This window comes from Ruegeria sp. YTSC325, assembly GCF_059609525.1.
Map to the genome: position 1 here is coordinate 254110 of NZ_JBXWLY010000001.1, position 24435 is coordinate 278544.

At 57.8% G+C, this 24435-nt stretch carries 26 protein-coding genes; 13 read left to right on the plus strand and 13 right to left on the minus strand.

Translation table 11 applies throughout. From position 1 onward, the window contains the following. Positions 1-53: 53 nt before the first annotated feature. From AC2FF7_RS01325 to mdh, 8 genes are all read right to left on the minus strand, one after another. Positions 54-323, minus strand: coding sequence for a hypothetical protein (locus tag AC2FF7_RS01325; protein ID WP_170751809.1), 270 nt, complete (start codon positions 321-323; stop codon positions 54-56). A gap of 2 nt (positions 324-325) precedes the next feature. Continuing rightward, positions 326-1831 carry a 2-oxoglutarate dehydrogenase complex dihydrolipoyllysine-residue succinyltransferase gene (gene odhB / locus AC2FF7_RS01330; protein ID WP_496905083.1) on the minus strand — a complete coding sequence of 502 codons (1506 nt, stop codon included), beginning with the start codon at positions 1829-1831 and terminating at the stop codon, positions 326-328. A gap of 2 nt (positions 1832-1833) precedes the next feature. Continuing rightward, positions 1834-4791: a 2-oxoglutarate dehydrogenase E1 component gene (locus AC2FF7_RS01335; protein WP_480866851.1), complete on the minus strand. Its 2958-nt coding sequence runs from the start codon at positions 4789-4791 to the stop codon at positions 1834-1836. Continuing rightward, complete coding sequence (locus tag AC2FF7_RS01340; RefSeq protein WP_170751803.1) at positions 4788-5330, minus strand: DUF805 domain-containing protein; 543 nt, start codon at positions 5328-5330, stop codon at positions 4788-4790. The genes AC2FF7_RS01335 and AC2FF7_RS01340 overlap by 4 nt, the downstream gene beginning before the upstream one ends. Positions 5331-5354: 24 nt before the next feature. Next, complete coding sequence (locus AC2FF7_RS01345; RefSeq protein ID WP_480866853.1) at positions 5355-5780, minus strand: hypothetical protein; 426 nt, start codon at positions 5778-5780, stop codon at positions 5355-5357. A gap of 1 nt (position 5781) precedes the next feature. Next, positions 5782-6663 (minus strand): succinate--CoA ligase subunit alpha, encoded by an 882-nt coding sequence (sucD, locus tag AC2FF7_RS01350; RefSeq protein ID WP_170353524.1) that lies wholly within the window; start codon positions 6661-6663, stop codon positions 5782-5784. 82 nt (positions 6664-6745) lie between these two features. Then, positions 6746-7939: an ADP-forming succinate--CoA ligase subunit beta gene (gene sucC, locus AC2FF7_RS01355; RefSeq protein ID WP_170353523.1), complete on the minus strand. Its 1194-nt coding sequence runs from the start codon at positions 7937-7939 to the stop codon at positions 6746-6748. 318 nt (positions 7940-8257) lie between these two features. Further along, complete coding sequence (gene mdh, locus AC2FF7_RS01360) at positions 8258-9220, minus strand: malate dehydrogenase (protein WP_170353522.1); 963 nt, start codon at positions 9218-9220, stop codon at positions 8258-8260. 146 nt (positions 9221-9366) lie between these two features. Here mdh and AC2FF7_RS01365 point away from each other — a divergent pair, with 146 nt between their 5' ends. Next, positions 9367-10122 carry a sulfite exporter TauE/SafE family protein gene (locus AC2FF7_RS01365; protein ID WP_170751795.1) on the plus strand — a complete coding sequence of 252 codons (756 nt, stop codon included), beginning with the start codon at positions 9367-9369 and terminating at the stop codon, positions 10120-10122. Here the strand turns inward: AC2FF7_RS01365 and AC2FF7_RS01370 are convergent. Beyond that, positions 10119-10418 (minus strand): hypothetical protein, encoded by a 300-nt coding sequence (locus tag AC2FF7_RS01370; RefSeq protein ID WP_496905084.1) that lies wholly within the window; start codon positions 10416-10418, stop codon positions 10119-10121. The two genes, AC2FF7_RS01365 and AC2FF7_RS01370, sit on opposite strands and share 4 nt — an antisense overlap. A 171-nt stretch (positions 10419-10589) precedes the next feature. Between AC2FF7_RS01370 and AC2FF7_RS01375 the strand changes: the two genes are divergently transcribed. From AC2FF7_RS01375 to sdhA, 8 genes are all read left to right on the plus strand, one after another. Beyond that, the gene (locus AC2FF7_RS01375) at positions 10590-11447 is read left to right on the plus strand and encodes an HpcH/HpaI aldolase/citrate lyase family protein (RefSeq protein WP_480866859.1); all 858 of its coding nucleotides are present in this window, start codon (positions 10590-10592) and stop codon (positions 11445-11447) included. A gap of 6 nt (positions 11448-11453) precedes the next feature. Next, positions 11454-12008 (plus strand): NnrU family protein, encoded by a 555-nt coding sequence (locus AC2FF7_RS01380; RefSeq protein ID WP_496905085.1) that lies wholly within the window; start codon positions 11454-11456, stop codon positions 12006-12008. 10 nt (positions 12009-12018) lie between these two features. Continuing rightward, positions 12019-12225: a DUF1737 domain-containing protein gene (locus AC2FF7_RS01385; protein ID WP_170751789.1), complete on the plus strand. Its 207-nt coding sequence runs from the start codon at positions 12019-12021 to the stop codon at positions 12223-12225. Then, positions 12225-13253, plus strand: coding sequence for a MaoC family dehydratase (locus AC2FF7_RS01390; protein WP_480866863.1), 1029 nt, complete (start codon positions 12225-12227; stop codon positions 13251-13253). The genes AC2FF7_RS01385 and AC2FF7_RS01390 overlap by 1 nt, the downstream gene beginning before the upstream one ends. Positions 13254-13308: 55 nt before the next feature. Further along, entirely contained in the window at positions 13309-13971 is a 663-nt protein-coding gene (locus AC2FF7_RS01395; RefSeq protein WP_170353515.1) for a DUF1194 domain-containing protein, read from the plus strand. A 198-nt stretch (positions 13972-14169) separates the two neighbouring features. Beyond that, complete coding sequence (gene sdhC, locus AC2FF7_RS01400; protein WP_170353514.1) at positions 14170-14556, plus strand: succinate dehydrogenase, cytochrome b556 subunit; 387 nt, start codon at positions 14170-14172, stop codon at positions 14554-14556. 12 nt (positions 14557-14568) lie between these two features. Beyond that, positions 14569-14940 (plus strand): succinate dehydrogenase, hydrophobic membrane anchor protein, encoded by a 372-nt coding sequence (gene sdhD, locus AC2FF7_RS01405; RefSeq protein WP_170353513.1) that lies wholly within the window; start codon positions 14569-14571, stop codon positions 14938-14940. A gap of 18 nt (positions 14941-14958) precedes the next feature. Beyond that, positions 14959-16764 carry a succinate dehydrogenase flavoprotein subunit gene (sdhA, locus tag AC2FF7_RS01410; protein WP_353391215.1) on the plus strand — a complete coding sequence of 602 codons (1806 nt, stop codon included), beginning with the start codon at positions 14959-14961 and terminating at the stop codon, positions 16762-16764. Between the two features lie 68 nt (positions 16765-16832). Here the strand turns inward: sdhA and AC2FF7_RS01415 are convergent, their stop codons facing one another. Further along, entirely contained in the window at positions 16833-17888 is a 1056-nt protein-coding gene (locus tag AC2FF7_RS01415) for a glycosyltransferase family 4 protein (protein WP_496850121.1), read from the minus strand. A 163-nt stretch (positions 17889-18051) separates the two neighbouring features. On the opposite strand from AC2FF7_RS01415, the gene AC2FF7_RS01420 reads away from it, so the two are divergent. The 3 genes from AC2FF7_RS01420 to AC2FF7_RS01430 all read left to right on the plus strand — a co-directional run bounded on the left by AC2FF7_RS01420 (position 18052) and on the right by AC2FF7_RS01430 (position 19467). Next, complete coding sequence (locus tag AC2FF7_RS01420; RefSeq protein WP_170751781.1) at positions 18052-18831, plus strand: succinate dehydrogenase iron-sulfur subunit; 780 nt, start codon at positions 18052-18054, stop codon at positions 18829-18831. An 88-nt stretch (positions 18832-18919) separates the two neighbouring features. Further along, positions 18920-19168: a hypothetical protein gene (locus AC2FF7_RS01425; RefSeq protein WP_353391217.1), complete on the plus strand. Its 249-nt coding sequence runs from the start codon at positions 18920-18922 to the stop codon at positions 19166-19168. Between the two features lie 152 nt (positions 19169-19320). Then, positions 19321-19467 (plus strand): hypothetical protein, encoded by a 147-nt coding sequence (locus tag AC2FF7_RS01430; protein WP_170751779.1) that lies wholly within the window; start codon positions 19321-19323, stop codon positions 19465-19467. Between the two features lie 249 nt (positions 19468-19716). Here the strand turns inward: AC2FF7_RS01430 and deoD are convergent, their stop codons facing one another. From deoD to AC2FF7_RS01445, 3 genes are all read right to left on the minus strand, one after another. After that, positions 19717-20427, minus strand: a complete 711-nt coding sequence (gene deoD, locus AC2FF7_RS01435; RefSeq protein ID WP_480866869.1) for a purine-nucleoside phosphorylase — start codon at positions 20425-20427, stop codon at positions 19717-19719. Between the two features lie 17 nt (positions 20428-20444). Further along, entirely contained in the window at positions 20445-20762 is a 318-nt protein-coding gene (locus AC2FF7_RS01440) for an H-NS histone family protein (RefSeq protein WP_170353506.1), read from the minus strand. 125 nt (positions 20763-20887) lie between these two features. Then, on the minus strand, positions 20888-22852 hold the full coding sequence (locus AC2FF7_RS01445; protein ID WP_170751775.1) for a protein meaA: 1965 nt from the start codon (positions 22850-22852) through the stop codon (positions 20888-20890). 143 nt (positions 22853-22995) lie between these two features. Here AC2FF7_RS01445 and AC2FF7_RS01450 point away from each other — a divergent pair, with 143 nt between their 5' ends. Next, entirely contained in the window at positions 22996-24384 is a 1389-nt protein-coding gene (locus AC2FF7_RS01450) for a 1-acyl-sn-glycerol-3-phosphate acyltransferase (RefSeq protein ID WP_496905086.1), read from the plus strand. Positions 24385-24435 lie beyond the last annotated feature (51 nt).

The window sequence follows — 24435 nt, forward strand, 5'->3', positions numbered from 1 at the left end:
AGGTATGTGCGTGCCCGTGTGCGAGATCGTTCCGCACACGGGCTGTTTCAGAGTCAGACAGGCTGCAGCAGTTTCACCTGGATATGGGCAACGCCGCCGCGTTCGTGGTGCATCGCCAATTCCTGCGAATCCAGAAAAGCACGGGCCTTGTCCAGATCGCGCACCTCAAACATCGCGATGGCGTGGTCGCGCTGATCGGGGTCGCGCCAAACGTGCAGGTCGTAGATGCCTGCCGCCTTGCGCATAGGCTGATCTTCGCGGAACACGGTCAGCCAGGCGTCAAAATCGGCCACATCGGCCTGCCACAGAACATGTGTTGCCATGATTACAGATCCATCAGCAGGCGGCGCGGATCTTCCAACGCCTCTTTCACGCGCACCAGGAAGGTCACCGCGCCTTTGCCGTCGACGATCCGGTGGTCATAGGACAGCGCCAGATACATCATCGGACGGATCACAACCTGACCATTGATCGCCATCGGGCGGTCCTGAATCTTATGCATGCCCAGAATACCCGATTGCGGGGGGTTCAGGATCGGCGAGGACATCAGAGAGCCGTAAACACCACCGTTCGAGATGGTGAAGGTGCCGCCCTGCATTTCCGCCATCGACAACTTGCCGTCACGGGCGCGTTTGCCTTTCTCGGCGATGGCTTTTTCGATCGCCGCGAAGGACATGCTGTCAGCATCGCGGATGACCGGAACCACCAGACCGGTCGGCGTACCGGCGGCCACGCCCATATGGACGAAGTTTTTGTAGACAATGTCGGTGCCGTCGATCTCGGCATTCACCTCGGGCACTTCTTTCAGCGCGTGGCAGCAAGCCTTGGTGAAGAAGGACATAAAGCCCAGACGCACACCGTGCTTCTTCTCGAACTGGTCTTTGTACTGGTTGCGCAGAGCCATCACCTCGGTCATGTCCACCTCGTTATAGGTGGTCAGCATGGCGGCGGTGTTTTGGCTGTCTTTCAGGCGTTTGGCGATGGTCTGACGCAGGCGGGTCATCTTGACCCGTTCCTCGCGCGCGGCATCGTCAGCGGCCACAGGGGCACGCGGCGCAGGGGCCGGAGCCGGAGCAGCAGCAGGTGCAGGTGCTGCAGCCGTTGCCACGGCGCGGGCCACGTCCTCTTTCATGATGCGACCGTCGCGGCCTGTGCCTGCGACTTGACCTGCGGACAGACCGGCCTCGGCCATCGCTTTCTCAGCCGAAGGCGCGTTGGACACATCCTTGCCGGTGGCCGCAGCCGCAGGGGCCGCCGCTGCCGGAGCAGCCGCCGGAGCCGCAACAGCACCCGCGCCCGAGATCACGGCCAGCTTGGCCGAGGCATCCACCGTGGTGCCTTCGGGGGCGGTGATTTCGGCCAGAACGCCCGCCGCCGGGGCCGGAACTTCGACCGAAACCTTGTCGGTTTCCAGCTCACACAGCATTTCGTCCTGCGCGACGGCGTCGCCCACCTGTTTGAACCATGTGGACACGGTTGCCTCGGTTACGGATTCGCCCAGCGTGGGAACCATCACGTCGACACTGTCGCCTGATGCTGCCGGAGCGTCTGCCGCAGGGGCCGCCGCCGCCGCTGGGGCGGGGGCAGCGCCTTCGCCTGCCACGATCGTGGCCAGCAGCGCGTCAACGCCAACGGTTTCACCTTCGGCGGCGACGATTTCACCCATTACACCTGCAGCGGGGGCGGGGACCTCGACGGTGACCTTGTCGGTCTCTAGCTCGCAGAGCATTTCGTCAACTGCCACCGCATCTCCGGGCTTTTTGAACCATGTGGCAACCGTGGCTTCAGTGACCGACTCGCCCAGCGTGGGAACACGAACTTCAATGGACATCATTACTTTCCTTCAATGCTCAGCGCTTCGTTCACCAGCGCTTCTTGTTGGGCTTTGTGTTGGCTGGCCAAACCCGTCGCGGGCGAGGCCGAAGTGGCGCGACCGACATAGCGGGGCCGTGTATGTTTGGCTTTAATCCGGGTCAAAACCCATTCGATGTTGGGTTCGATAAAGGTCCAGGCACCTTGGTTCTTGGGCTCTTCCTGACACCAGACGATCTCGGCGCCCTTGAAACGCTCAAGCTCGTTGATCAGCGAGTGCGCCGGGAAAGGATAATATTGCTCGATCCGCATTAGATAGACGTCGTCGATGCCGCGCGCGTCCCGTTCTTCCAGCAAGTCATAGTAGACCTTGCCCGAACACAGAACGACTCGCTTGATCTTGTCATCCTTGACCAGCTTGGTGTCAGAATTGCCATGCTGCGCGTCATCCCACAGCACCCGATGGAAGCTGGAGCCGGTGGTGAAATCCGCAGCCGTGCTGACGGCCAGCTTGTGCCGCAACAGCGATTTCGGCGTCACCAGGATCAGCGGTTTGCGGAAGGTCCGGTGCAGCTGACGGCGCAAGATGTGGAAATAGTTCGCAGGCGTCGTACAGTTTGCCACGATCCAGTTGTCCTGACCGCACATCTGCAGGAACCGTTCCAGACGCGCTGACGAGTGTTCGGGGCCTTGCCCTTCGAACCCGTGCGGCAGCAGCGTGACCAGACCAGACATGCGCAGCCATTTGCTTTCGCCCGAGCTGATGAACTGGTCGAACATGATCTGCGCGCCGTTGGCAAAGTCGCCAAACTGCGCTTCCCACAGGGTCAGCGCGTTGGGTTCGGCCAGCGAATAGCCATATTCGAACCCAAGCACCGCGTATTCCGACAGCATCGAGTCGATCACCTCGTACTGTGATTGACCAGCCCGGATGTTGTTCAGCGGATAGTACCGCTCTTCTGTTTCCTGATGGACAAAGCCAGAATGGCGTTGGCTGAACGTCCCGCGTGTCGCGTCTTGGCCAGACAGACGCACCGGATAGCCTTCGGTCAAAAGCGACCCAAAGGCCAGCGCCTCACCCGTAGCCCAGTCAAAGCCTTTGCCATTGTCGAACATCTGCTTTTTGTGGTCCAAAAGACGGCCCACTGTTTTGTGCAAAGCAATATCCGCAGGAACATGGGTCAGGGCTGTGCCGACCTCGGCCATAGTTTCTGGCGTGATCGCGGTATCGCCCCTGACATATTCGTCTTTATTCTTGTCCAGATGTGACCAGCGCCCATCCAACCAGTCGGCCTTGTTGGGCTTATAGTCTTTCCCGGCTTCGAACTCGTCATTCAGCTGCGCCTGGAAGGCGGCTTTCATATCCTCGATCTCGCCTTCGGGGATCAGGCCGTCTTTGACCAGACGCTCGGTATACAGCGACAGGGTCGTCTTATGTGTCTTGATCTTCTTGTACATGATCGGGTTGGTGAACATGGGCTCGTCGCCCTCGTTGTGACCAAACCGGCGGTAGCAGAAGATGTCGATGACCACATCCTTGTGGAACTTCTGGCGGAACTCGGTCGCGACCTTGGCGGCATGAACCACGGCCTCAGGGTCGTCACCGTTCACGTGGAAGATCGGTGCCTCAACCATCAGCGCGATATCGGTGGGGTAGGGGCTGGAGCGGCTGAAATGCGGCGCAGTGGTGAACCCGATCTGGTTGTTCACTACGATATGCATGGTGCCGCCGGTTTTGTGACCGCGCAGACCCGACAGGCCAAACCCTTCGGCCACGACACCCTGACCAGCAAAGGCCGCGTCGCCATGCAGCAGGATGCCCATCACAGCGGTACGCTCGTTGTCTTTCAACTGATCCTGTTTGGCGCGGACCTTGCCCAGAACGACGGGGTTCACCGCCTCAAGGTGCGAGGGGTTGGCCGTCAGCGACAGGTGAACGCTGTTGCCATCAAACTCGCGGTCGCTCGAGGCGCCGAGGTGGTATTTTACATCGCCTGAGCCATCCACATCCTCGGGCTTGAAGCTGCCGCCCTGGAATTCGTTGAAGATCGCGCGATAGGGTTTGCGCATCACGTTGGCCAGAATGTTAAGACGGCCTCGGTGCGGCATCCCGATAACAATGTCACGCACACCCAGCGCGCCGCCGCGCTTGATGATCTGTTCCATCGCGGGGATCAGAGCCTCACCGCCGTCCAGGCCGAACCGCTTGGTGCCCATGTATTTGACGTGAAGGAATTTCTCGAAGCCCTCAGCTTCGACCATCTTGTTCAGGATGGCTTTGCGTCCTTCCTTGGTGAAAGCAATTTCCTTGCCGTAGCCTTCGATCCGTTCCTTCAGCCAAGCAGCCTGTTCTGGATCTGAGATATGCATGTATTGCAGCGCAAAGGTGCCGCAATATGTGCGTTTCACGATATCAACGATCTGCCGCATCGAGGCCATCTGCAGGCCCAGCACGTTGTCGATAAAGATCGGCCGGTCCATGTCGGCCTCGGTAAAGCCATAGGTCTTTGGATCCAGCTCGGGGTGGTTTGTTGCGGCGCGCATCCCCAGCGGGTCGAGATCGGCGGCCAGATGGCCCCGAATCCGATAGGCCCGGATCAGCATCAAGGCCCGCAGGCTGTCCAGCACCGCGCGCTTGATCTGGTCTTCGCTGACCTCAACGCCCTTGGCCGCCGCCTTATCTTTGATCTTGTTGCCCGCCGCCTTGGCGTCAATCTCGGCCCACTCGCCCGTGAGCGCCCCGGTCAGGTCATCCGCCGGCATCGGCGGCCAGTCGGTGCGCGCCCAGGATGGCCCCTCGGCCTCGCGCTGCACATCCGGCGAGGCATCGCCCATGGCGCGAAAGAACTCGGCCCAGGCCGCATCAACCGCGTTCGGGTCGCGCGTGTATTGAGCGTAAAGCTGCTCCAGGTATTCGGCGTTGTGCCCCTGCATGAAGCTTGAGGCATGAAAGGCGGAGTTGGGCGAGTGCTCGGTCATTGGGTTACCTCATATGGGTTGGGACCGTATTTGTTGGTGCCTGGCTGGCTGGGGCGGGTCAGCCACCACAGCACCAGAAGCGGCGAGATCATCAGGATTAGAAGGGTGGGTATAACAATCAGTAAAGTCGCGCGGGTGAACAGGACATCCAGGTTGCCGCCATGCTGGAAGCTGGACGCCATGCCGATACCGAACACCAGCACCGCAACGGCCCCGGCCATCAGGAGCAGCGGAAACAGAGCATAAAGCCCGCTGCGTCCGGTATCATGCATTCGCCGCCATGCGACCGCGAGATGCGGGAAGAAGACGATTAGGCTGACAATGCTCTGCACCGGTTGACTCGATGTGGCAGCGACGGATTTCGTCGTTTCGGTCTCGGTCGTGGCGACTTGCGTGAAAAACTGAAGGTCGATGAAACCTGCGATGAGGCTCCAGATCACGATGAACAGGAAAAAGAACCAGTATTCAGGCCGCGAGGCGCGACCAGAGAACGTGAAGAACTTGGAGAAACAGGTGCGGATGGCATCGGAGAAGGTCATGGCGATTTAAACTCTTCCTCCTCTTTAGTTTACACCGGTGCAATCAAACGTAGTTTGACGACGTTCGAGCAACCAGTAGTAACGTCCCACTTGCACGTCTGAAACCAAACGCGCTTTTCCGTCAAACTGTGAACACCATAATTCGGCCGCTGCACGCATTTCGGCGTCGTCAACTCGAATGTTCAGATAGGTGAAAGCGATCTTGTCGTTCTCTAGTAAATCTGTTTCGGCACCATCGAGGCCTGTAATAGCTCGAACAACGAATTGATCCATTGGAACAATACCAGAGTTTTGGGATGCAACAGATGTTCCTAGAAAGGAGAGCAAAATTAAGAGACCCGCACGGTGGGCACCGCCGGGCATCGCCCAACCCGCCCCAAAGGGCGGGTGCTTCTTGCCCACCCCTTGGGCGGGCGCTGCCCTCAGTTCTGAGATCAGCGCCTGTTCCATTTTACCCAATCGCTTCCAGCACGGCCTCACCCAGCGTTGCCGGGCTTTCTGCCACGACGATACCGGCCGAGCGCATGGCTTCGATCTTATCCTCGGCACCGCCTTTGCCACCGGCGACGATCGCGCCTGCGTGGCCCATGCGGCGGCCCGGAGGAGCTGTGCGGCCTGCAATGAAGCCAGCAACCGGCTTTTTGCGGCCCTTCTTGGCTTCATCCGCCAGGAACTGTGCGGCTTCCTCTTCGGCTGAACCACCGATCTCACCGATCATGATGATCGAGTGGGTCTCGTCATCGGCCAGGAACCATTCCAGCACGTCGATATGTTCGGTGCCTTTGATCGGGTCGCCGCCGATGCCGACGCAGGTTGACTGGCCCAGACCCACGTCAGTGGTCTGTTTGACAGCCTCATAAGTGAGGGTACCGGAACGAGACACAACGCCGACCGAGCCGCGCTTGTGGATGTGGCCGGGCATGATGCCGATCTTGCAGGCATCCGGCGTGATGACACCGGGGCAGTTCGGGCCGATCAGGCGCGATTTGGAGCCTTCCAGCGCGCGCTTTACCTTCATCATGTCCAGAACCGGGATGCCTTCGGTGATGCAGACGATCACTTCCATCTCGGCGTCAATCGCTTCGAGGATCGAGTCAGCTGCGAAGGGCGGTGGCACATAGATCACCGAGGCATTGGCTTCGGTCACATGCTTGGCCTCGTGGACCGAGTTGAACACGGGCAGGTCAAGATGGGTCATCCCGCCTTTGCCGGGGGTCACGCCGCCGACCATCTTGGTGCCATAAGCAATGGCCTGTTCAGAGTGGAATGTGCCCTGCGAGCCGGTAAAGCCCTGACAGATCACTTTGGTATTTTCGTCGATGAGGACTGCCATCTGGCGTTCTCCTTTGTAGGGCGGGCCTCAGCCCACCGAAATCTTGGGAAAGATGGGCCGAAGCCCATCCAACGGGATGACATCAGCCTTTGACGGCCTTCACGATCTTCTCGGCACCGTCTTTCAGGTTGTCCGCTGCGATTACGTCCAGGCCAGAGGTGTTGATGATCTCTTTGCCCTTCTCAACGTTCGTGCCTTCCAGACGCACGACCAGGGGGACCTTGAGGCCGACCTCTTTCACCGCGGCGACTACGCCTTCGGCAATCACATCACAGCGCATGATGCCGCCGAAGATGTTGACCAGAATGCCTTTGACGTTCGGGTCCGAGGTGATGATCTTGAACGCCTCGGTCACTTTCTCTTTGGTGGCTCCGCCACCTACATCGAGGAAGTTGGCAGGCTCGGCACCATACAGTTTTATGATGTCCATGGTCGCCATCGCCAGACCGGCACCGTTCACCATGCACCCAATCTCACCATCCAGCGCGATGTAGTTCAGGTCGTATTTCGAGGCTTCGAGTTCTTTGGGGTCTTCCTCGGTCTCGTCGCGCAGTTCAGCGATGTCGGGGTGGCGGTAAACTGCGTTGCCGTCAAAGCCCAGCTTGGCGTCCAGCACCTTGAGGTCGCCGCCTTCGGCCACGATCAGCGGGTTGATCTCCAGCATCTCCATGTCCTTCTCGACGAAGGCCTGGTACAGCTGACCCATCAGCTTGACGCATTGCTTGACCTGCGCGCCTTGCAAACCCAGCGAGAAGGCGATGCGACGACCGTGATAGGCCTGATAGCCGGTCACAGGGTCCACCGAGAAGGACAGGATTTTCTCGGGCGTGGACTCGGCGACTTCTTCGATGTCCATGCCGCCTTCGGTCGAGCAGACAAAGGAAATGCGGCTGGTCTGGCGATCCACCAGCAGCGCCAGATACAACTCACGCTCGATGCCGGACCCGGCCTCGATATAAATGCGGTTGACCTGCTTGCCCGCGGGGCCGGTCTGATGTGTAACCAGCGTGCGGCCCAGCATCTTTTTGGCTTCTTCGGCGGCCTCTTCGACCGATTTGGTCAGACGGACACCGCCCTTTTCACCGGCGTCGGCCTCTTTGAACGAGCCCTTGCCGCGGCCACCTGCGTGGATTTGGGCTTTGACAACCCAAAGGGGGCCATCCAGTTCACCGGCTGCGGTTTTGGCTTCCTCGGCGCGCAGAACCGCGCGACCTTCGGAGACCGGAGCGCCATAGCTGCGAAGAAGAGCCTTGGCTTGGTATTCGTGAATATTCATCGAAATTGTCCCGTCTGACTACGATTAGATCGTTATAGGGGTGTCTAGGGGACAAGTTTAAAGGTTTTTTTGCCGCCGACGCAGTTTTTAGCAAAGATTTTCAGCATTTGTGATCACAGTATTTTCTGGTGTGATCACAAATTTTGTGGGCGGTGTATGTTGATTCGATATCTGGATGCGCATGGCCATTGGTGCCAACAAATAAAGGATTTGCGACGTTTGCGCCAACATTGGCGACACGTCTAACATCAGCCTTGATTGCAAAAGAAAACCGGCCCAAAGAGGACCGGTTTTTTTGAATTTTGTGCTGTGGAAGGATCAGGCCAGAGAGCTGTCGATACCCTTGCACGCTTCGATCAGGCCCTTCACGGCGTTGACCGAGTTGTCGAAACCGGCTTGCTCTTCTTCGTTGAGCTTGATGTCGACAACACGCTCGATGCCGCCTGCGCCGATCACGGTGGGGACGCCGACATACATGCCATCTACGCCCAGCTCGCCATTGCAATAGGCGGCACAGGGCAGAACGCGCTTCTGGTCTTTCAGATAGGCTTCGGCCATTTCGATCGCCGAGGTGGCCGGAGCATAGAAGGCCGAGCCGGTTTTCAGCAGTCCAACGATTTCGGCACCGCCGTCACGGGTGCGCTGAACGATGGCGTCCAGTTTCTCCTGTGTGGTCCAGCCCATTTCAACCAGATCGGGCAGCGGGATACCGGCAACGGTCGAGTAACGCACCGACGGCACCATGGTGTCGCCGTGGCCACCCAGAACGAACGCGGTGACGTCGCGCATCGAGACGTTGAACTCTTCCGACAGGAAATGGGCAAAACGGCCCGAGTCCAGAACGCCGGCCATGCCGCATACCTTGTTATGGGGCAGGCCCGAGAATTCGCGCAGCGCCCAGACCATTGCGTCCAGCGGGTTGGTGATGCAGATGACGAACGCATCCGGAGCATTGGCAGCGATGCCTTCACCCACGGATTTCATGACCTTCAGGTTGATGCCCAGCAGGTCGTCGCGGCTCATGCCCGGTTTGCGGGGCACACCGGCGGTGACGATGCAGACGTCCGCGCCTGCGATGTCTTCGTAGGACTGGGTGCCCTTCAGCTTGGCGTCGAACCCTTCGGAGGGGCCGGATTCTGCGATGTCCAGCGCCTTGCCTTCGGGGGTGCCTTCGGCGATGTCGAACAGGACGACGTCACCCAGTTCTTTCATTGCAGCGAGGTGGGCGAGCGTGCCGCCGATCTGACCTGCGCCGATCAGCGCGATCTTGGGTCTGGCCATGTGGAAAATCTCCGATGGGGTTAGAAATCGCGGTCGTGCTAGTCGGTAAAACGGATTTGTGCAAGGGTTGTGCTGCGTGGCATACAACCGCATACCGTATTTGTGCCGTCCGAGGGGCGCGATTCCTGAAGTATTCGGAAGACTAAATGTTCGAACTGGACCTGATGTTTTTTGCCGTGGCGATCCCGGCCGTGATCTTCGCCGGCATTTCCAAGGGCGGGTTCGGGTCGGGCGTGGCCTTCGCGTCTTCGTCGATTCTGGCGCTGATCCTGACGCCGGGACAGGCGCTGGCGCTGATGCTGCCGATCCTGATGGTGATCGACGTCGCCACGCTGAAACCCTATTGGAAACGCTGGAGCTGGCCGGATTCGCGCCTGCTGATCCTTGGCGCTGTGCCTGGTATCGCTCTGGGCGCGTGGCTGTATCGCGTGACAGATGACGATTTGCTGCGTCTGCTGATCGGGGGGATCTCGGTCGGGTTCGTGGTCTGGCATGTGGCGCAAAGCAAGGGCTGGATTCGCGGCTTTGCCAACCGGCTGCCACCCTCGGCCGGGCTGTTTGCGGGGCTGGTGGCCGGGTTCACCAGCTTTGTCAGCCACGCCGGCGGCCCGCCCGCAGCCGTATACCTGCTGTCGCAACGCCTGACGAAGACCGAGTTTCAGGCCAGCACCGTGCTGGTTTTCTGGGTCATCAACGCAGCGAAATTCGTGCCCTTCGCCTATTTGGGCCTGTTCACATGGCACACGGCGCTGGCGGATCTACTACTGACCCCTTTCGCCATTCTTGGCGCGTGGTTGGGCGTCCGGGCGCATTTCATGCTGTCAGAGCGCCTGTTCTTTGGCATCGCTTATGTCCTGCTGACCCTGACCGGCAGCAAACTGATCTGGGATGCGCTGACCTAGACGTTGGGCGGCAGCGCCTCGGCCATGTCCTCATAAGACTGACCGGACGCGATCAGACAGGTCATTCCGTCTGGCATCGTCACCGTGATCGTCCAACTATCGCTTGTGTCCGAGGCATAGACCTCCATCACCGCGCCTCGGCGCGCGATGCCGATGCCCTGACGGGTCTCGCCATAGGTTTCGGTCAACCGCTTGACCACGTCTTCGCGCGGGGCGCAGTTCCGGGCCTGTACCTGCTGGGCGGCCAGCACCATGATGCCCAGCCCCATCGTCATCTTGAACAGCGTCTTTTTCATCCGTGCACCCTTTCGATTCCATCTGCCCCAAAGGGTGCAGGCGAGGCACCGAAATCCGGTTAAGCCAACGCACGTTGCGTCGCTTATGCTGCAATGCGGCGATTTTGCTCTTGAACTTTCCGGCAAAAAATGCCCCATTCCGCGCAACTTTATTTCTTAAGGGAGAGGCCAATGGACCCCCGTCAGCGCCCCTATCGTTCTGTTCTGTATATCCCCGGCTCGAAAGATCGGGCGCTGGACAAGGCGCGCACCTTGCCGGTCGACGCGATCATCTTTGATCTGGAAGATGCCGTCGCAGCGGATGAAAAAGAGAACGCGCGTGAAACGCTCAAGGCCGCTCTGGCTGCTGGCGGATACGGTGCGCGGGTCAAGATCGTGCGCATCAACGGGCTGGACACCGAATGGGGCCGTGCTGATGCCGAGGCCGTGCCGGACATGGATGCCGATGTGGTTCTGTTGCCTAAGGTGAACTCGGCCGCTGATGTAGACGCTCTGGCGGCGATCACAGGAGATATGCCGACCTGGGCGATGATGGAGACACCGCGCGGAATGTTGAACGCCGCCGAAATCGCGGCGCATCCGCTGATGGCAGGCTTTGTGATGGGCACCAATGACCTGGCCAAGGAATTGCAGACCCGTTTCCGTCCCGATCGCCTGCCGCTGATGACCTCGCTGGGCCTGTGTCTGCTGGCCGCCAAGGCCGAGGGCCTGATCATCGTGGACGGCGTTTATAACGCCTTCAAGGATGACGAGGGGCTAGCCGCAGAATGTACGCAGGGCCGCGATATGGGCTTTGACGGCAAGACGCTGATACACCCGGCTCAGGTCGAAATCACCAACGCGGCCTATGCGCCCTCGGATGCGGAAATAGATCTGGCCCAACGTCAGATCACGGCCTTTGAAGAGGTCGAAGCGCAGGGGCAGGGCGTCGCTGTCGTGGATGGCAAAATTGTTGAGAACCTGCACGTTGCAACCGCCCGCGAAATTCTGGCAAAAGCAGAGGCGATTTCAGCTTTGCAAGCGGGGTAAGCCAGCATGGGCTTTGTTCTTCTGATCCTTGGTGTGGCGCTTTGGTGGGCCGCACATCTGTTCAAACGCGTCGCGCCCGCACGGCGGGCGGCCATGGGCGATGGCGGCAAAGGTGCGATGGCACTGGCGCTGGTGGCGGCGATTTTGCTGATGGTCTTCGGTTATCGCATGACCGATTTCATCTATGTCTGGGCGCCGCCCACATTCCTGATCCACGTCAACAACCTGCTGGTGCTGATCGCCATCTTCCTGATGAGCCCCGCACCCAAGAAAGGCCGCCTGCTGAACAAGCTGCGCCATCCGATGCTGGGCGGGTTCAAGCTGTGGGCCTTTGCGCATCTGCTGGTGAATGGCGATCTGGCCTCGATCATCCTGTTCGGCGGATTGCTGGCCTGGGCCGTGGTCGAAGTGATCGTGATCAACAAGTCCGAGCCTGACTGGACACCCGGTGAACCCGGAACCTACGGCAAAGACGCGATGTTCTTTGTGGCCTCGATCGTTCTGCTGGGTGTCATCGGCTATATTCACGGGCTGGTCGGCCCGTCTCCGTTCGGATCGTGAGGGGAATAAAATGGCAAAACTCTATCGTCTGCTGACGGAAGAGGACACCTCGGCCTTTTGCCACAAAGTGTCCGACGCTCTGGCCAAAGGGTGGGAGCTGTATGGCGACCCGTCTTATGCCTTTGACGCCGCCAATAACGTGATGCGCTGTGCGCAGGCTGTGACCAAAGAGGTCGCGGCCGACTATTCACCCGATATGAAACTGGGACAGCAATAATGGCAAAGACCAATCCGGGCCGCTTTTTCGAGGACTATTCCGTCGGGCAGGTGCTGCAACACGCGGTGCCGCGCACCGTTACCGATGGTGAGCGGGCGCTGTATCACGCGCTCTATCCTGCGCGTCATGCGCTCTATTCCTCGGACGAGTTCGCCCGGGCATCCGGCTTGCCACAAAGCCCGTTGGACGATCTGGCGGCGTTTCATGTGGTGTTCGGCAAGACAGTGCCGGATGTCTCTCTGAATGCAGTTGCCAATCTGGGCTATGCCGAGGGGCGCTGGCTGAAACCGGTCTATGCTGGTGACACGCTGCGGTCAGAATCCGAGGTGATTGGGGTCAAGCAGAACTCGAACGGCAAAACCGGGGTGGTTTATGTGCGCACCCGTGGCCTGAATCAGCGCGATGAGGCGGTCATGGAATATGTCCGCTGGGTGATGGTCCGCAAATCAGACCTGTCCGCCCCCGCACCCGACGCAGTGGTGCCCGAGTTGAAAAAGGCGTTGGAGCCAAGCGATCTGGTCATTCCGCAGGGTTTGAATTTCTCGAACTACGATTTTGCCCAAGCCGGTGAGGCGCATCGCTGGGGCGATTATGAGATCGGCGAAAAGATCGACCACGTGGACGGTGTCACAATAGAAGAGGCCGAGCATATGCTGGCCACCCGCCTTTGGCAGAACACCGCCAAAGTGCATTTCGACCTGACCTTCCGCCCGGAGGGACGCCTGATTTATGGCGGTCACGTGATCTCGATGGCGCGGGCATTGTCTTTCAATGGTCTGGCCAATGCGCAGATGGTGGTGGGCCTGAATGGCGGCGCGCACGCCAACCCGTGTTTTGCGGGTGATACGATCAAGTCGTGGTCCGAGGTTCTGGACAAGGCCGAAACCGGCGTGCCCGGCGTGGGGGCGATCCGTCTACGCTTGGTCGCAACAAAGTGCGGCGAACCCTTCCTGCTGAAAAACGAAGACGGGCGCTATATGCCCAACGTGTTGCTTGATCTGGACTACTGGGCATTGATGCCTGTTTGATACCTACCCACATTCATGTGATCGCAGCCCGCGTCATTCGTGCTAGGCTGCGGTCATGCGCGCGTTCCGATCCATAGCTTTGAGTTTTTGCCTGGCTTCACCCGCCATGGCCTGCGATCTTGCGCTGGCGTTGGCAGTGGATGTCTCTGGATCGGTTGATTCCTCGGAATACCGTATTCAGATGGACGGGTTGGCTGCAGGTTTGCGCGATCCCATCGTGTCTGAAGCACTGGTGCGTGGTCAGGCCCGCTTGATGCTTGTGCAATGGACAGGCGCCTCGCGGCAGAAGATCACAATCCCCTGGACCAATATCGACAGTTTCGAAACGCTGGATCTGTTTGCAGATCAGGTGGCTGCTGACCCGCGCGTCTGGCGTAATTTCTCGACCGCAATAGGCGAGGCCCTGGAAATGACGCTGTCGAGTTTTGACGAAGTCGCCACCTGCAAAAGGCATCTTATCGATATCTCGGGCGATGGAACCTCTAACGAAGGGGTTGAGCCTAGCGAGATACATGAAGTTTTGCGTAGCCAAGGTGTAACAGTGAACGCGATTGCGATCGAAGAAAGCGAACCAGACCTGACCGCCTACTTCTTTGAAAACGTGATCGTGGGCGAAGGGGCCTTTGTGGTCTCGGCTGCGGGGTTTGAAGATTACCCCGAACGTATTCGCAAGAAATTGTTGCGGGAAGTGACGCAGCAAACCGCAGGTCTGGACTGAGTGAATGCAGATTCGGAAGTCGCGGCGCTAACACTCGATGGACTTGAATTCATTTGTGATCACGTCATTATTTTGTGTGATCACAATTCTCAAATATGCGTCATTTTGCTCCAATATTAGGCTTTTTTGCATCTGCAGCACGTGACAGAGTCGCAAAAAACAGTAAAACGTTCGGTAGCCAACCGAAAAGGAGCCGCCATGGCCGATGTTAACCGGGGCAATCGCCCGTTATCGCCGCATCTGTCGATCTATCGCCCGCAGTTGACCTCGGTCACCTCTATTCTGACCCGTATCACCGGGAACGCGATGATCGTGGCGGCCTTGCTGATCGTATGGTGGTTTCTGGCCGCCGCATCCTCGCCCGAAGCATACGAGCGTGCGAATTGGTGGCTGACATCGGTTTTGGGTGATCTTGTGATGGCTCTGTCCCTGTGGGGGTTGTGGTACCACACGCTGGCAGGTGTTCGGCACCTGATCTGGGACAACGCGAAGGGGCTGGAGTTGCCGGTCGCGGAGAAGCTGGGTTGGGCGGTTGTCATCGGGTCGGTTGTCCTGACCCTGCTGACCCTGATCATCGTTGCGTAAAGGAGGCCAGACATGCGTTATCTGACAGACCGCAAACGCGCCAGTGGCCTTGGATCGGCCAAGGCAGGCACAGCTCATTTCTGGCGGATGAAGGTCAGCTCGGTGGCATTGCTGATCCTTGTTCCGCTGTTCATCTTCACCTTTGGTCCCATGCTGGGGCAGCCTTATGATGTGGTGCTGGACTACTATTCGCGCCCGTTCCCGGCAATTGTTGCGGCACTGACGCTTGTGATCGGCATGAAACACTTCGCCGAAGGGGCGCAGGTGATGCTTGAGGATTATACCCACGGCACGACCGAGAAGGTCCTGATCATCCTGACCACCTGCTTGTCCTACGGCGCGGCTGCGGCGGGCCTATTCGCCATCGCCCGCATTGCCCTCTAATTCCCGGAGCTGAAAGAAATGGCTGCATACGAATACGAAACGCACGAATATGACGTGGTCGTTGTCGGCGCCGGTGGGGCGGGTCTGCGGGCCACCCTGGGCATGGCCGAACAAGGGTTGCGCACCGCCTGTGTAACCAAGGTTTTTCCGACCCGCTCGCATACAGTGGCGGCGCAGGGCGGCATTGCCGCGTCACTGTCGAATATGGGTCCGGACCACTGGCAGTGGCACATGTACGACACCGTCAAAGGCTCGGACTGGCTGGGCGATACTGACGCAATGGAATACCTCGCGCGTGAGGCGCCCAAGGCCGTGTACGAGCTGGAGCACTACGGTGTGCCTTTCAGCCGGACCGAGGAAGGTAAGATCTATCAGCGCCCGTTCGGTGGCCACACCACCGAATTTGGCGAAGGCCCTGCAGTGCAGCGCACCTGTGCGGCTGCTGACCGGACCGGCCACGCGATCCTGCATACTCTGTACGGGCAATCGCTGAAGAACAACGCCGAGTTCTACATCGAATACTTCGCCATCGACCTGATCATGTCCGACGATGGGCAGTGTCAGGGCGTCGTCTGCTGGAAGCTGGACGACGGCACGATGCATGTTTTCAATGCCAAGATGGTTGTGCTGGCGACCGGCGGTTACGGTCGCGCCTATTTCAGCGCAACCTCGGCCCATACCTGCACCGGCGACGGCGGCGGCATGGTGGCCCGTGCAGGCCTGGCCTTGCAGGATATGGAGTTCGTGCAGTTCCACCCCACCGGCATCTACGGTTCGGGCTGCTTGATCACCGAAGGCGCGCGAGGAGAGGGCGGATACCTGACCAACTCGGAAGGCGAGCGGTTTATGGAGCGCTATGCGCCCCAGTACAAAGACCTGGCGCCCCGTGACTATGTAAGCCGTTCGATGACGATGGAAATCCGCGAAGGCCGTGGCCACGGTGACAATGGCGACCATATCCACCTGAACCTCAGCCACCTGCCTGCCGAGGCGCTGGCCGAGCGTTTGCCGGGCATTTCAGAATCTGCGCGCGTCTTTGCGGGCGTGGATGTCACCAAGGAACCGATCCCGGTTCTGCCGACGGTTCACTACAACATGGGCGGTATCCCCACAAACTATTGGGGCGAGGTTCTGAACCCCACCGCCGATAACCCAACCGCCGTGGTTCCCGGCCTGATGGCTGTGGGCGAGGCCGGTTGTGCCTCAGTTCATGGGGCAAACCGCTTGGGCTCGAACTCTTTGATCGACCTTGTGGTCTTTGGCCGCGCGGCCGCGATCCGGGCCGGTAAGGTTGTAGATGCCGAGGCTGCGAATCCGGTGCTGAATCAGGCGTCGGTCGATAAGGCTTTTGACCGGTTCGATACGGCACGCAACGCCAATGGTTCGATTCCGACCGCCGACCTGCGGCTTGAGATGCAGAAAACCATGCAGGCTGACGCGGCAGTATTCCGTACCGCTAAGACCATGGCCGAAGGCGTCGAAAAGATGACGGCCATTGCGGCTAAGATGGATGATCTGAAAGTCACAGACCGCTCGTTGGTGTGGAATAGCGACCTGATGGAGACGCTGGAACTGGGCAACCTGATGCCGAGCGCATTGGCAACGATCGTCGGAGCCGAAGCGCGTAAGGAATCTCGTGGTGCCCATGCCCATGAGGATTTTGCCGAGCGCGATGATGAGAACTGGCGTGTTCACACCGTCAGCCGGGTCGAGGGTAATAAGGTTGAGCTCAGCTATCGTCCTGTGATTGCGGACCCGCTGACGACCGAAGCCGAAGGCGGAATCAGCCTCAAGAAAATCGCACCGAAGGCGCGGACTTTCTGACGCATTTGTTTAAAAACCACAAAAAAAGCCACCCATAAGCTGGGTGGCTTTTTTATGAGACAGTCTCCCTATGTGAGTTCTGCAAGAGCTTGCTTCAACTGACCAGAAATATGGGCTGGTTGGCGGGCAACAGCGAATTGCAAGCAGGCTTGGCGTTTTTCGTTCAGTTCGTCTTTTGACATTTCCATCACCCGCATCATCGTCCGGATCAATCCGCGCGGGTTCTGCGCCGGATACAACAGGTCATGACAGGCTTCGGGGGTCGTGTGTTTGTGCGGATCAATGTCCGGTCCAATGATCGGAAGCCCGAAGGTTTGGGCCAGCATGGCAGTTCCCGACGTAAACGTGTTCATTGATGGCAAGGTGTAGACATGCGATTGCGAGAAAATCGTGGGAATTTCGTCGTCCGGAACACGGTCGGAAATCACGGTCACATTCGGATTCACCTGCATTCGACGCATTAGCCTGCGTCCCGAGCGAAAGACTTTCCCGACCACCGATAGCTCGAACGAATGTCCGCGATTGGTCAATTTGCGGGCGGCTTCATGCAGCTTGTCCAGGTCACGATTTCCACGCATTGCACCAAAAGCCAGGAATCGGATCGGTTGGTTTGCGGGCGCTGACCGGTTAAGCGTGACCTCCGTCGGCTCATAGACGCCAAGGTAACTTGGATGGGGAATCAATCGAATCTTCTCTGAATCTGCACCATATTCCGAGATCATGTGACGCGCCGCGTGGGGTGTATGCACATGAATCAGGTCAGACATCTGAGTCAGTTGCTGGCGAATCTGCCGAAAATTGTCGGTAAGCTCGGCCTGCGAATGCGCTGCCTGGTTGTGGATGGTCCAAATCAGACGCCCGCCGTTTTCCCGGTAGCGCTCTAGCCCTTGTTTGACTTCTTGAAAAAGCGGACTTGTGTCATCGGATTCGACGATACGGAACAGGCGGTCATCCCAATGAAGATGAATAATCCTGTGTGCTGCTCTGAAATCGGGGTTTGCGAATTGCGCAAACGAAACCTCGCGTGGGGCGGACAAAGTGAATTCGGGGCTGCAAGCCGAATACATCATATCCTGATAAGGGTTCTTCGTGCCGTATGGGAAATTGGCGACTTTGGTTTGCATTTAGGGTCCCGGATGCTGCTCATCATTTGCGGGGTCTTGCCTGATTGCTAAATCCCGGTGCATAGGCGAATTTGCCTAATTTTATTGGGTGTTTTCAAGGCTAAATGGTTGGCTTTCAGCGGTTCTGAGTGTATCAATACGCAGGAATTTAGCGAGGTCGGAAATGGTACAGCTCACCCTGCCAAAGAATTCCCGGATCACAACCGGAAAAACCTGGCCCAAGCCGGATGGCGCAACCAACGTGCGCAAGTTTCAGATCTATCGCTGGAACCCGGATGATGGTCAGAATCCTAGGGTTGATACCTATTTCGTTGATATGGACAACTGTGGTCCAATGGTTTTGGACGCGCTGATCAAGATCAAGAACGAGATTGACCCAACCCTGACTTTCCGCCGGTCCTGCCGCGAAGGCATTTGCGGATCCTGCGCGATGAACATCGACGGGATCAACACGTTGGCCTGTATCTATGGTATGGATGAGATCAAGGGCGATGTTAAGATTTACCCGCTGCCGCATATGCCGGTCGTCAAGGACCTGATACCGGACCTGACGCATTTCTATGCTCAGCATGCCTCGATCATGCCATGGCTGGAAACCAAGACCAACCGCCCCGCGAAAGAGTGGAAGCAGTCCATCGAAGATCGCAAAAAGCTGGATGGTCTGTATGAGTGCGTGATGTGCGCAAGCTGCTCGACCTCGTGCCCCAGCTATTGGTGGAATGGCGATCGCTACCTTGGGCCCGCAGCTTTGTTGCACGCCTATCGCTGGATCATCGACAGCCGTGATGAGGCCACGGGTGAACGTCTGGACGAGTTAGAAGATCCCTTCAAACTGTATCGTTGCCACACGATCATGAACTGCGCCAAGACTTGCCCCAAGGGCCTGAACCCGGCCAAGGCGATTGCCGAAATCAAAAAGATGATGGTCGAACGGGCAGTTTGATCACAGTTTCAAAAAATGACAAACCCTGGGATGGAAATCTCCCGGGGTTTTTCGTGTCATGCGGGTATTGAAATATCGGAGTACCTCAATGACTAGAATGCTGACAAAGGTTTTTCCCCTCGTTGCGCTTGCGGTTGTGTCCGCATGCAGCGGGTCAAGTGGCAGCCGGGCGGACCTTGTTTTCAAACAGGTGGATTGCGCAAATCAAGCCGGGATTGAAGGCCAATTCACCACTCAGATTGTCCGTAAAGATGGCAAACACACCGAGGTGTTTGTTCCGGGCAACGGGGTTAGCGAAGCGCAGGCCGCCCAAGCGAATGCCTGTGTCACCGCGTAAATCAGATGACCTGCAAGGTTGGCAAAACCATATGCCAGCCTTGCATGCAAATGAGGAATGGCGAGACTGCAAAAAGATGAGGTGACCCCCGCAGCTTGACAGCCTATTTTCCGCACAGGGAGGAGTGATGGAACCGGAATGGGATCGCTCCGATGCAAGTGCAGGAATCTGAAAACAAATCGAACGCAGCTGAGGCGCTGGCGCTTTTGGAACAGGCGTGGGCTTACTACATGCCTGAACCCACCGAAACTGCAGAGCTGCGCGAACCTGAGCTTTTTGAATACGCGAACGCGGCTTGATGCGATGGGCGGAATGGGCAATGGATAGCCATGCCTGTTCTGTTGCTTTTACTTGCCGCCGGTGTTTTCGCCTACCTTTATTGGCGGTCCAGAACGACGTCACTGTCCCGCGATTGCCGGTGGCGTCAACATCGAAAGGAAGGCATCTGGGTCTGCGCGTTTTGCGGCGCCCAGCATGAGGGTAAAGACGCGCCGAACATATGTCTTAGAGAGCGCTAAACAAGCAGGGCAGTTTCGCCCTGCTTGAATCTATGCTGCGGGAAAGGCTGCGTGCAGAGCGATCTCGACCATATCGCCAAAGCTGCTTTCACGCTCGGAAGAGGGCAGAGCCTCTCCGGTCAGCAAGTGGTCCGAGACGGTGAGAACGGCCAGTGCCCTGCATTGATGGCGGGCGGCCAGAATATACAACTCGGCAGCTTCCATTTCGACGCCCAAGATACCATGACGCACCATCTGTTCATTCAAGTCGGGGCGCTCATCATAAAAAACGTCGGACGAGTAAATGCCCCCTACATGGGTCGGCGTACCCTTCGCGGCTGCAGCCGTCGCGGCGGCTTGCAACAGGTCCCAATCCGCACACGGGGCAAAATTCAGCTCTTTCATGATCCCGCGGGACGGCGTGCTAAGCGTGGTCGATGTCATGGCAAGGATCACGTCGCGGATATTGACCTTATCCTGCATGCCGCCGCATGAACCGATGCGGATCAGGGTCTTGGCTCCATAATCGCGGATCAGCTCGTTCACGTAGATCGAGAGCGATGGCATACCCATCCCGCTGCCCTGAATGGTTACGCGGTTGCCCTTCCACGTCCCGGTGAACCCCAACATGCCGCGCACATTGTTGACTTGTTTTACGTCGTCCAGAAACGTTTCGGCCGCCCATTTTGCCCGGTATGGGTCGCCGGGCAAAAGAACCGTTTCTGCAATTTCGCCTTTTTCGGCACCAATATGAATTGTCATGTCAAAGTTAATTCCTATCAGATTTCCAAATCGGCTATATCCGCTCCGGAATTGAGCGCGTCATGAACCCATTGCGGTTTGCGTCCGCGTCCAGACCACGTTTGAGTTGGCTCAGATGGGTTGCGATATTTGGCATTTGCTTTTGGTTTACTGCCCGATCCGATGCCGCCATCCGACAATTCAGACAAGGAAAAGCCGAATTCTGCCGCAGCTTTTTCTGCAGCTTTCAAAGCCTCTTGCCGTTCGCGTTTTTCTGCTTTTATTAATGCCTTATCTAACTGCCCGCGCAGGTCAATCAGCTCTTTGCGCGACATTTTTTCAAGGTTAATCGCCATTCGTGTTCTCCCAGCCCAAGTTTTATTACGGCTTTTTCAAAGCAATGCCGTAAATCCAACAACGGGCGATATCTATCCCAATTTACCATGGAATAGATATTGAAAAAGAACAGGTAATGCGACTGTTATTGAGCGGCAATGTTTTGAGGGTCAACCAGCGTAACAATATCCCCCATTATTGCGTTCAGCTCAAAGTTCTTGGGGGTATAGATCTGCGCGACGCCCATTGCCCTCAGCTTTTCCGCATCATCTTCGGGGATGATCCCGCCGACAATTACCGGAACGTCTAAGCCGGCGGTATTCAGGCGCGCCATGACATCCTGCACCAGAGGAATATGGCTGCCCGACAAGATTGAAAGGCCAATCACATGAGCCTGATCTTCCATCGCCGCGGTCACAATTTCTTCGGGTGTCAGACGGATGCCTTCATAGCTGATGTCCATACCGCAATCGCGGGCGCGGAAAGCGATCTGTTCCGCGCCGTTTGAATGGCCGTCCAACCCTGGCTTGCCGACCAGAAACTTCAGACGACGACCAAGCTTGTCGCTGACCGCATCCACAGCGGCGCGCAGGTCTTCCAAACCTTCGGTTTTGTTCGATACCGACCCGGACACACCGGTCGGCCCACGATAGGTGCCATAAACCTTGCGCATTTCTTCGGCCCATTCGCCAGTGGTGACACCGGCCTTGGCAGCTGCGATCGAAGGCTCCATGACGTTCGCACCTGTCTGCGCCGCTTCGCGCAATGACGCCAACGCCGCGGTAACGGCCGCGTCATCGCGCTCGGAGCGCCATTCGTTGAGACGGCTGATCTGCTCTTGCTCGACCGCTGGATCGACAACCATGATGCCGCCGTCCTCGGTCTGCAGCGGTGAGGGTTCACCTTCGGTCCACTTGTTCACGCCGACGACAACGGTTTCATTACGTTCGATGCGATTCAGGCGCTCGGCGTTCGAGTCCACCAGACGGGACTTCATGTATTCGATCGAAGCGACAGCACCACCCATCGAATCCAGATTTGCCAACTCGGCGCGCGCGCCTGCTTTCAGTTCTTCGACCTTAGCGTCGACAGCGGGGTTGCCGTCGAACAGATCGCCGTATTCCAGAAGATCGGTCTCATAGGCCAGAATCTGCTGCATCCGCATCGACCATTGCTGATCCCATGGGCGGGGCAGACCCAGCGCCTCGTTCCAGGCAGGCAACTGAACCGCGCGGGCGCGGGCCTTTTTCGACAGAGTCACGGCCAACATCTCGATCAGGATGCGATAGACGTTGTTTTCTGGTTGTTGCTCGGTCAAGCCGAGCGAGTTCACCTGCACGCCGTAGCGGAAGCGGCGGAACTTGGGATCTTCGACCCCGTAACGGTCTTTCAGAATCTCGTCCCAAAGATCCACGAAGGCGCGCATCTTGCACATCTCGGTGACAAAACGGATGCCCGCGTTCACAAAAAACGAAATCCGACCGCAGAGCGCGGGGAAATCTTCGGCCGGTACGCGCGGGCGCAGCTCGTCCAGAACGGCAATGGCCGTTGCCAATGCATAGGCCAGTTCTTGTTCGGGTGTCGCGCCAGCTTCTTGTAAGTGATAGGAACACACGTTCATCGGGTTCCATTTTGGCACGTTGGTATAGCAGTACTCGGCCACATCCGCGATCATCTTCAGCGACGGTTTCGGCGGGCACACGTAAGTACCGCGGCTCAGATATTCCTTGATCAGGTCGTTCTGAACCGTCCCTTGCAGCTTGGATACATCAGCACCCTGCTCCTCGGCCACGGCGATATACAGCGCCAGCAACCATGGTGCCGTTGCGTTGATGGTCATCGAGGTATTCATCTGCTCCAGGGGAATCTGGTCGAACAGAACCCGCATGTCGCCCAAGTGACTGATAGGAACACCGACTTTCCCAACCTCGCCCCGTGCCAACGTATGGTCGCTGTCATAGCCAGTTTGAGTGGGCAAATCGAAGGCCACTGACAGCCCGGTCTGACCCTTTGCCAGATTGCCGCGATACAATGTGTTCGACGCCTTTGCGGTGGAATGACCGGCGTAGGTTCGGATGAGCCAGGGGCGATCTTTCTGCGTCTGCGTCATAGCGGGCCTCGTGTCCTTGGTGGGCAATAAAATTACTTTGAAGGCTTCTAAAGCGCAATTTTCGGGATATGTCAATTCGCTGCGATGCGGCATATGCAGTTCTTGTGATTGTAGGACGCAACGTTTGCTGTCAGGGTGCGCGCATGACTGAGACCGTGGAGCTTCCGCTTTGGCTGTTTTTGCTGATCCTGGTGTTTGCCGCGGTCACATTTGCTTCGCATTTTCTGTTTCCGTCCGTGCGATGGTTCTTTCGTCGTCGCCTTGAACGTGCGGTGAAGCGCCTGAATACGCGGCTGCAGCGCCCGATTCAGCCTTTCAAGCTGGCCGAGCGGCACGACATGATCCAGCGCCTGATTTACGACCCCCAAGTGGGACAAGCGGTTCAGGATCATGCACATGAAACCGGCGTCCCCGAAGCGGTGGCTTTCGAAACCGCCCGCCGTTACGCGCGTGAGATCGTGCCATCTTTCTCGGCGGTGGCGTATTTCAGTTTTGCAATTCGGGTCGCCCGCATGCTGAGCAATGCGTTCTACGATGTGCGCCTCAGCTATCAGGATGAGGAGGCGATAAAAAACATCGACCACGACGCAACCGTTGTGTTTGTGATGAACCATCGCAGCAACATGGATTACGTTTTGGTCACGTATCTGGCCGCGCAGCACTCGGCATTGTCCTATGCGGTGGGCGAGTGGGCACGTGTCTGGCCGCTCAGCCGCTTGATCCGGGCCATGGGCGCTTACTTTATCCGTCGCAGATCGGGCAGCGAGCTCTACCGACAGGTCCTAGCCTGTTATGTGCGTCACGCGACCGAAGCAGGGGTAACGCAGGCTATGTTCCCTGAAGGGGGATTAAGCCTAAGTGGTGCTCTGGGGCGTCCTAAGCTGGGTCTGTTGAAGTATATTCTGGATGGAACCAAACCGGATGGACGAGATGTGGTCTTTGTGCCTGTCGCGCTGAATTACGACCGGGTTCTTGAAGATACGATCCTGACAAAGGCTGCGCTGGGGAATGAAAGGCGTTTTCGCGCCCGTATTGGGGTGATTACGGGTTGGATTCTCAAGCAGATCGGTCGCCGTCTGATCGGGCGATACACTCGGTTCGGACTAGCGTCGGTGCGGTATGGGAAACCGATCTCTTTGCAGGAGTTTCGTACCGAGCATGAGCGGGACGTCATGACGGATCTGGCGCGTGCCCTGATGGGCCGTATCAAAGATGCTATCCCGCTTGTCCCTCTGCCGGCGATCTGCAAGCTGATCCAGGAACGTGGTGAATTGTTGGAAGATGACGTCCGACGTATTGTTTCGGATTCCATGCGACGCGACGGAACTTCGGCAGATCCAGATGACACTGTGATTACCCAGGCTCTGGACCAACTCGTGCAGAGGCGGATCCTGAAGCAGGTGGATGGAAAATTATCCCAATCTGGTCAACGGGTTGACCTGTTGAACTACTACGCGGCCTCTGCACGAGAAGATATCGAGTTTGGAGATGCTGCGCCAGCAAAAGAAATTTCTGCACCCGCTGGGTCATAAAATTACAAAATAGATGCAAATTCTATTGCAATATTGCTCAGGTCCAAATAT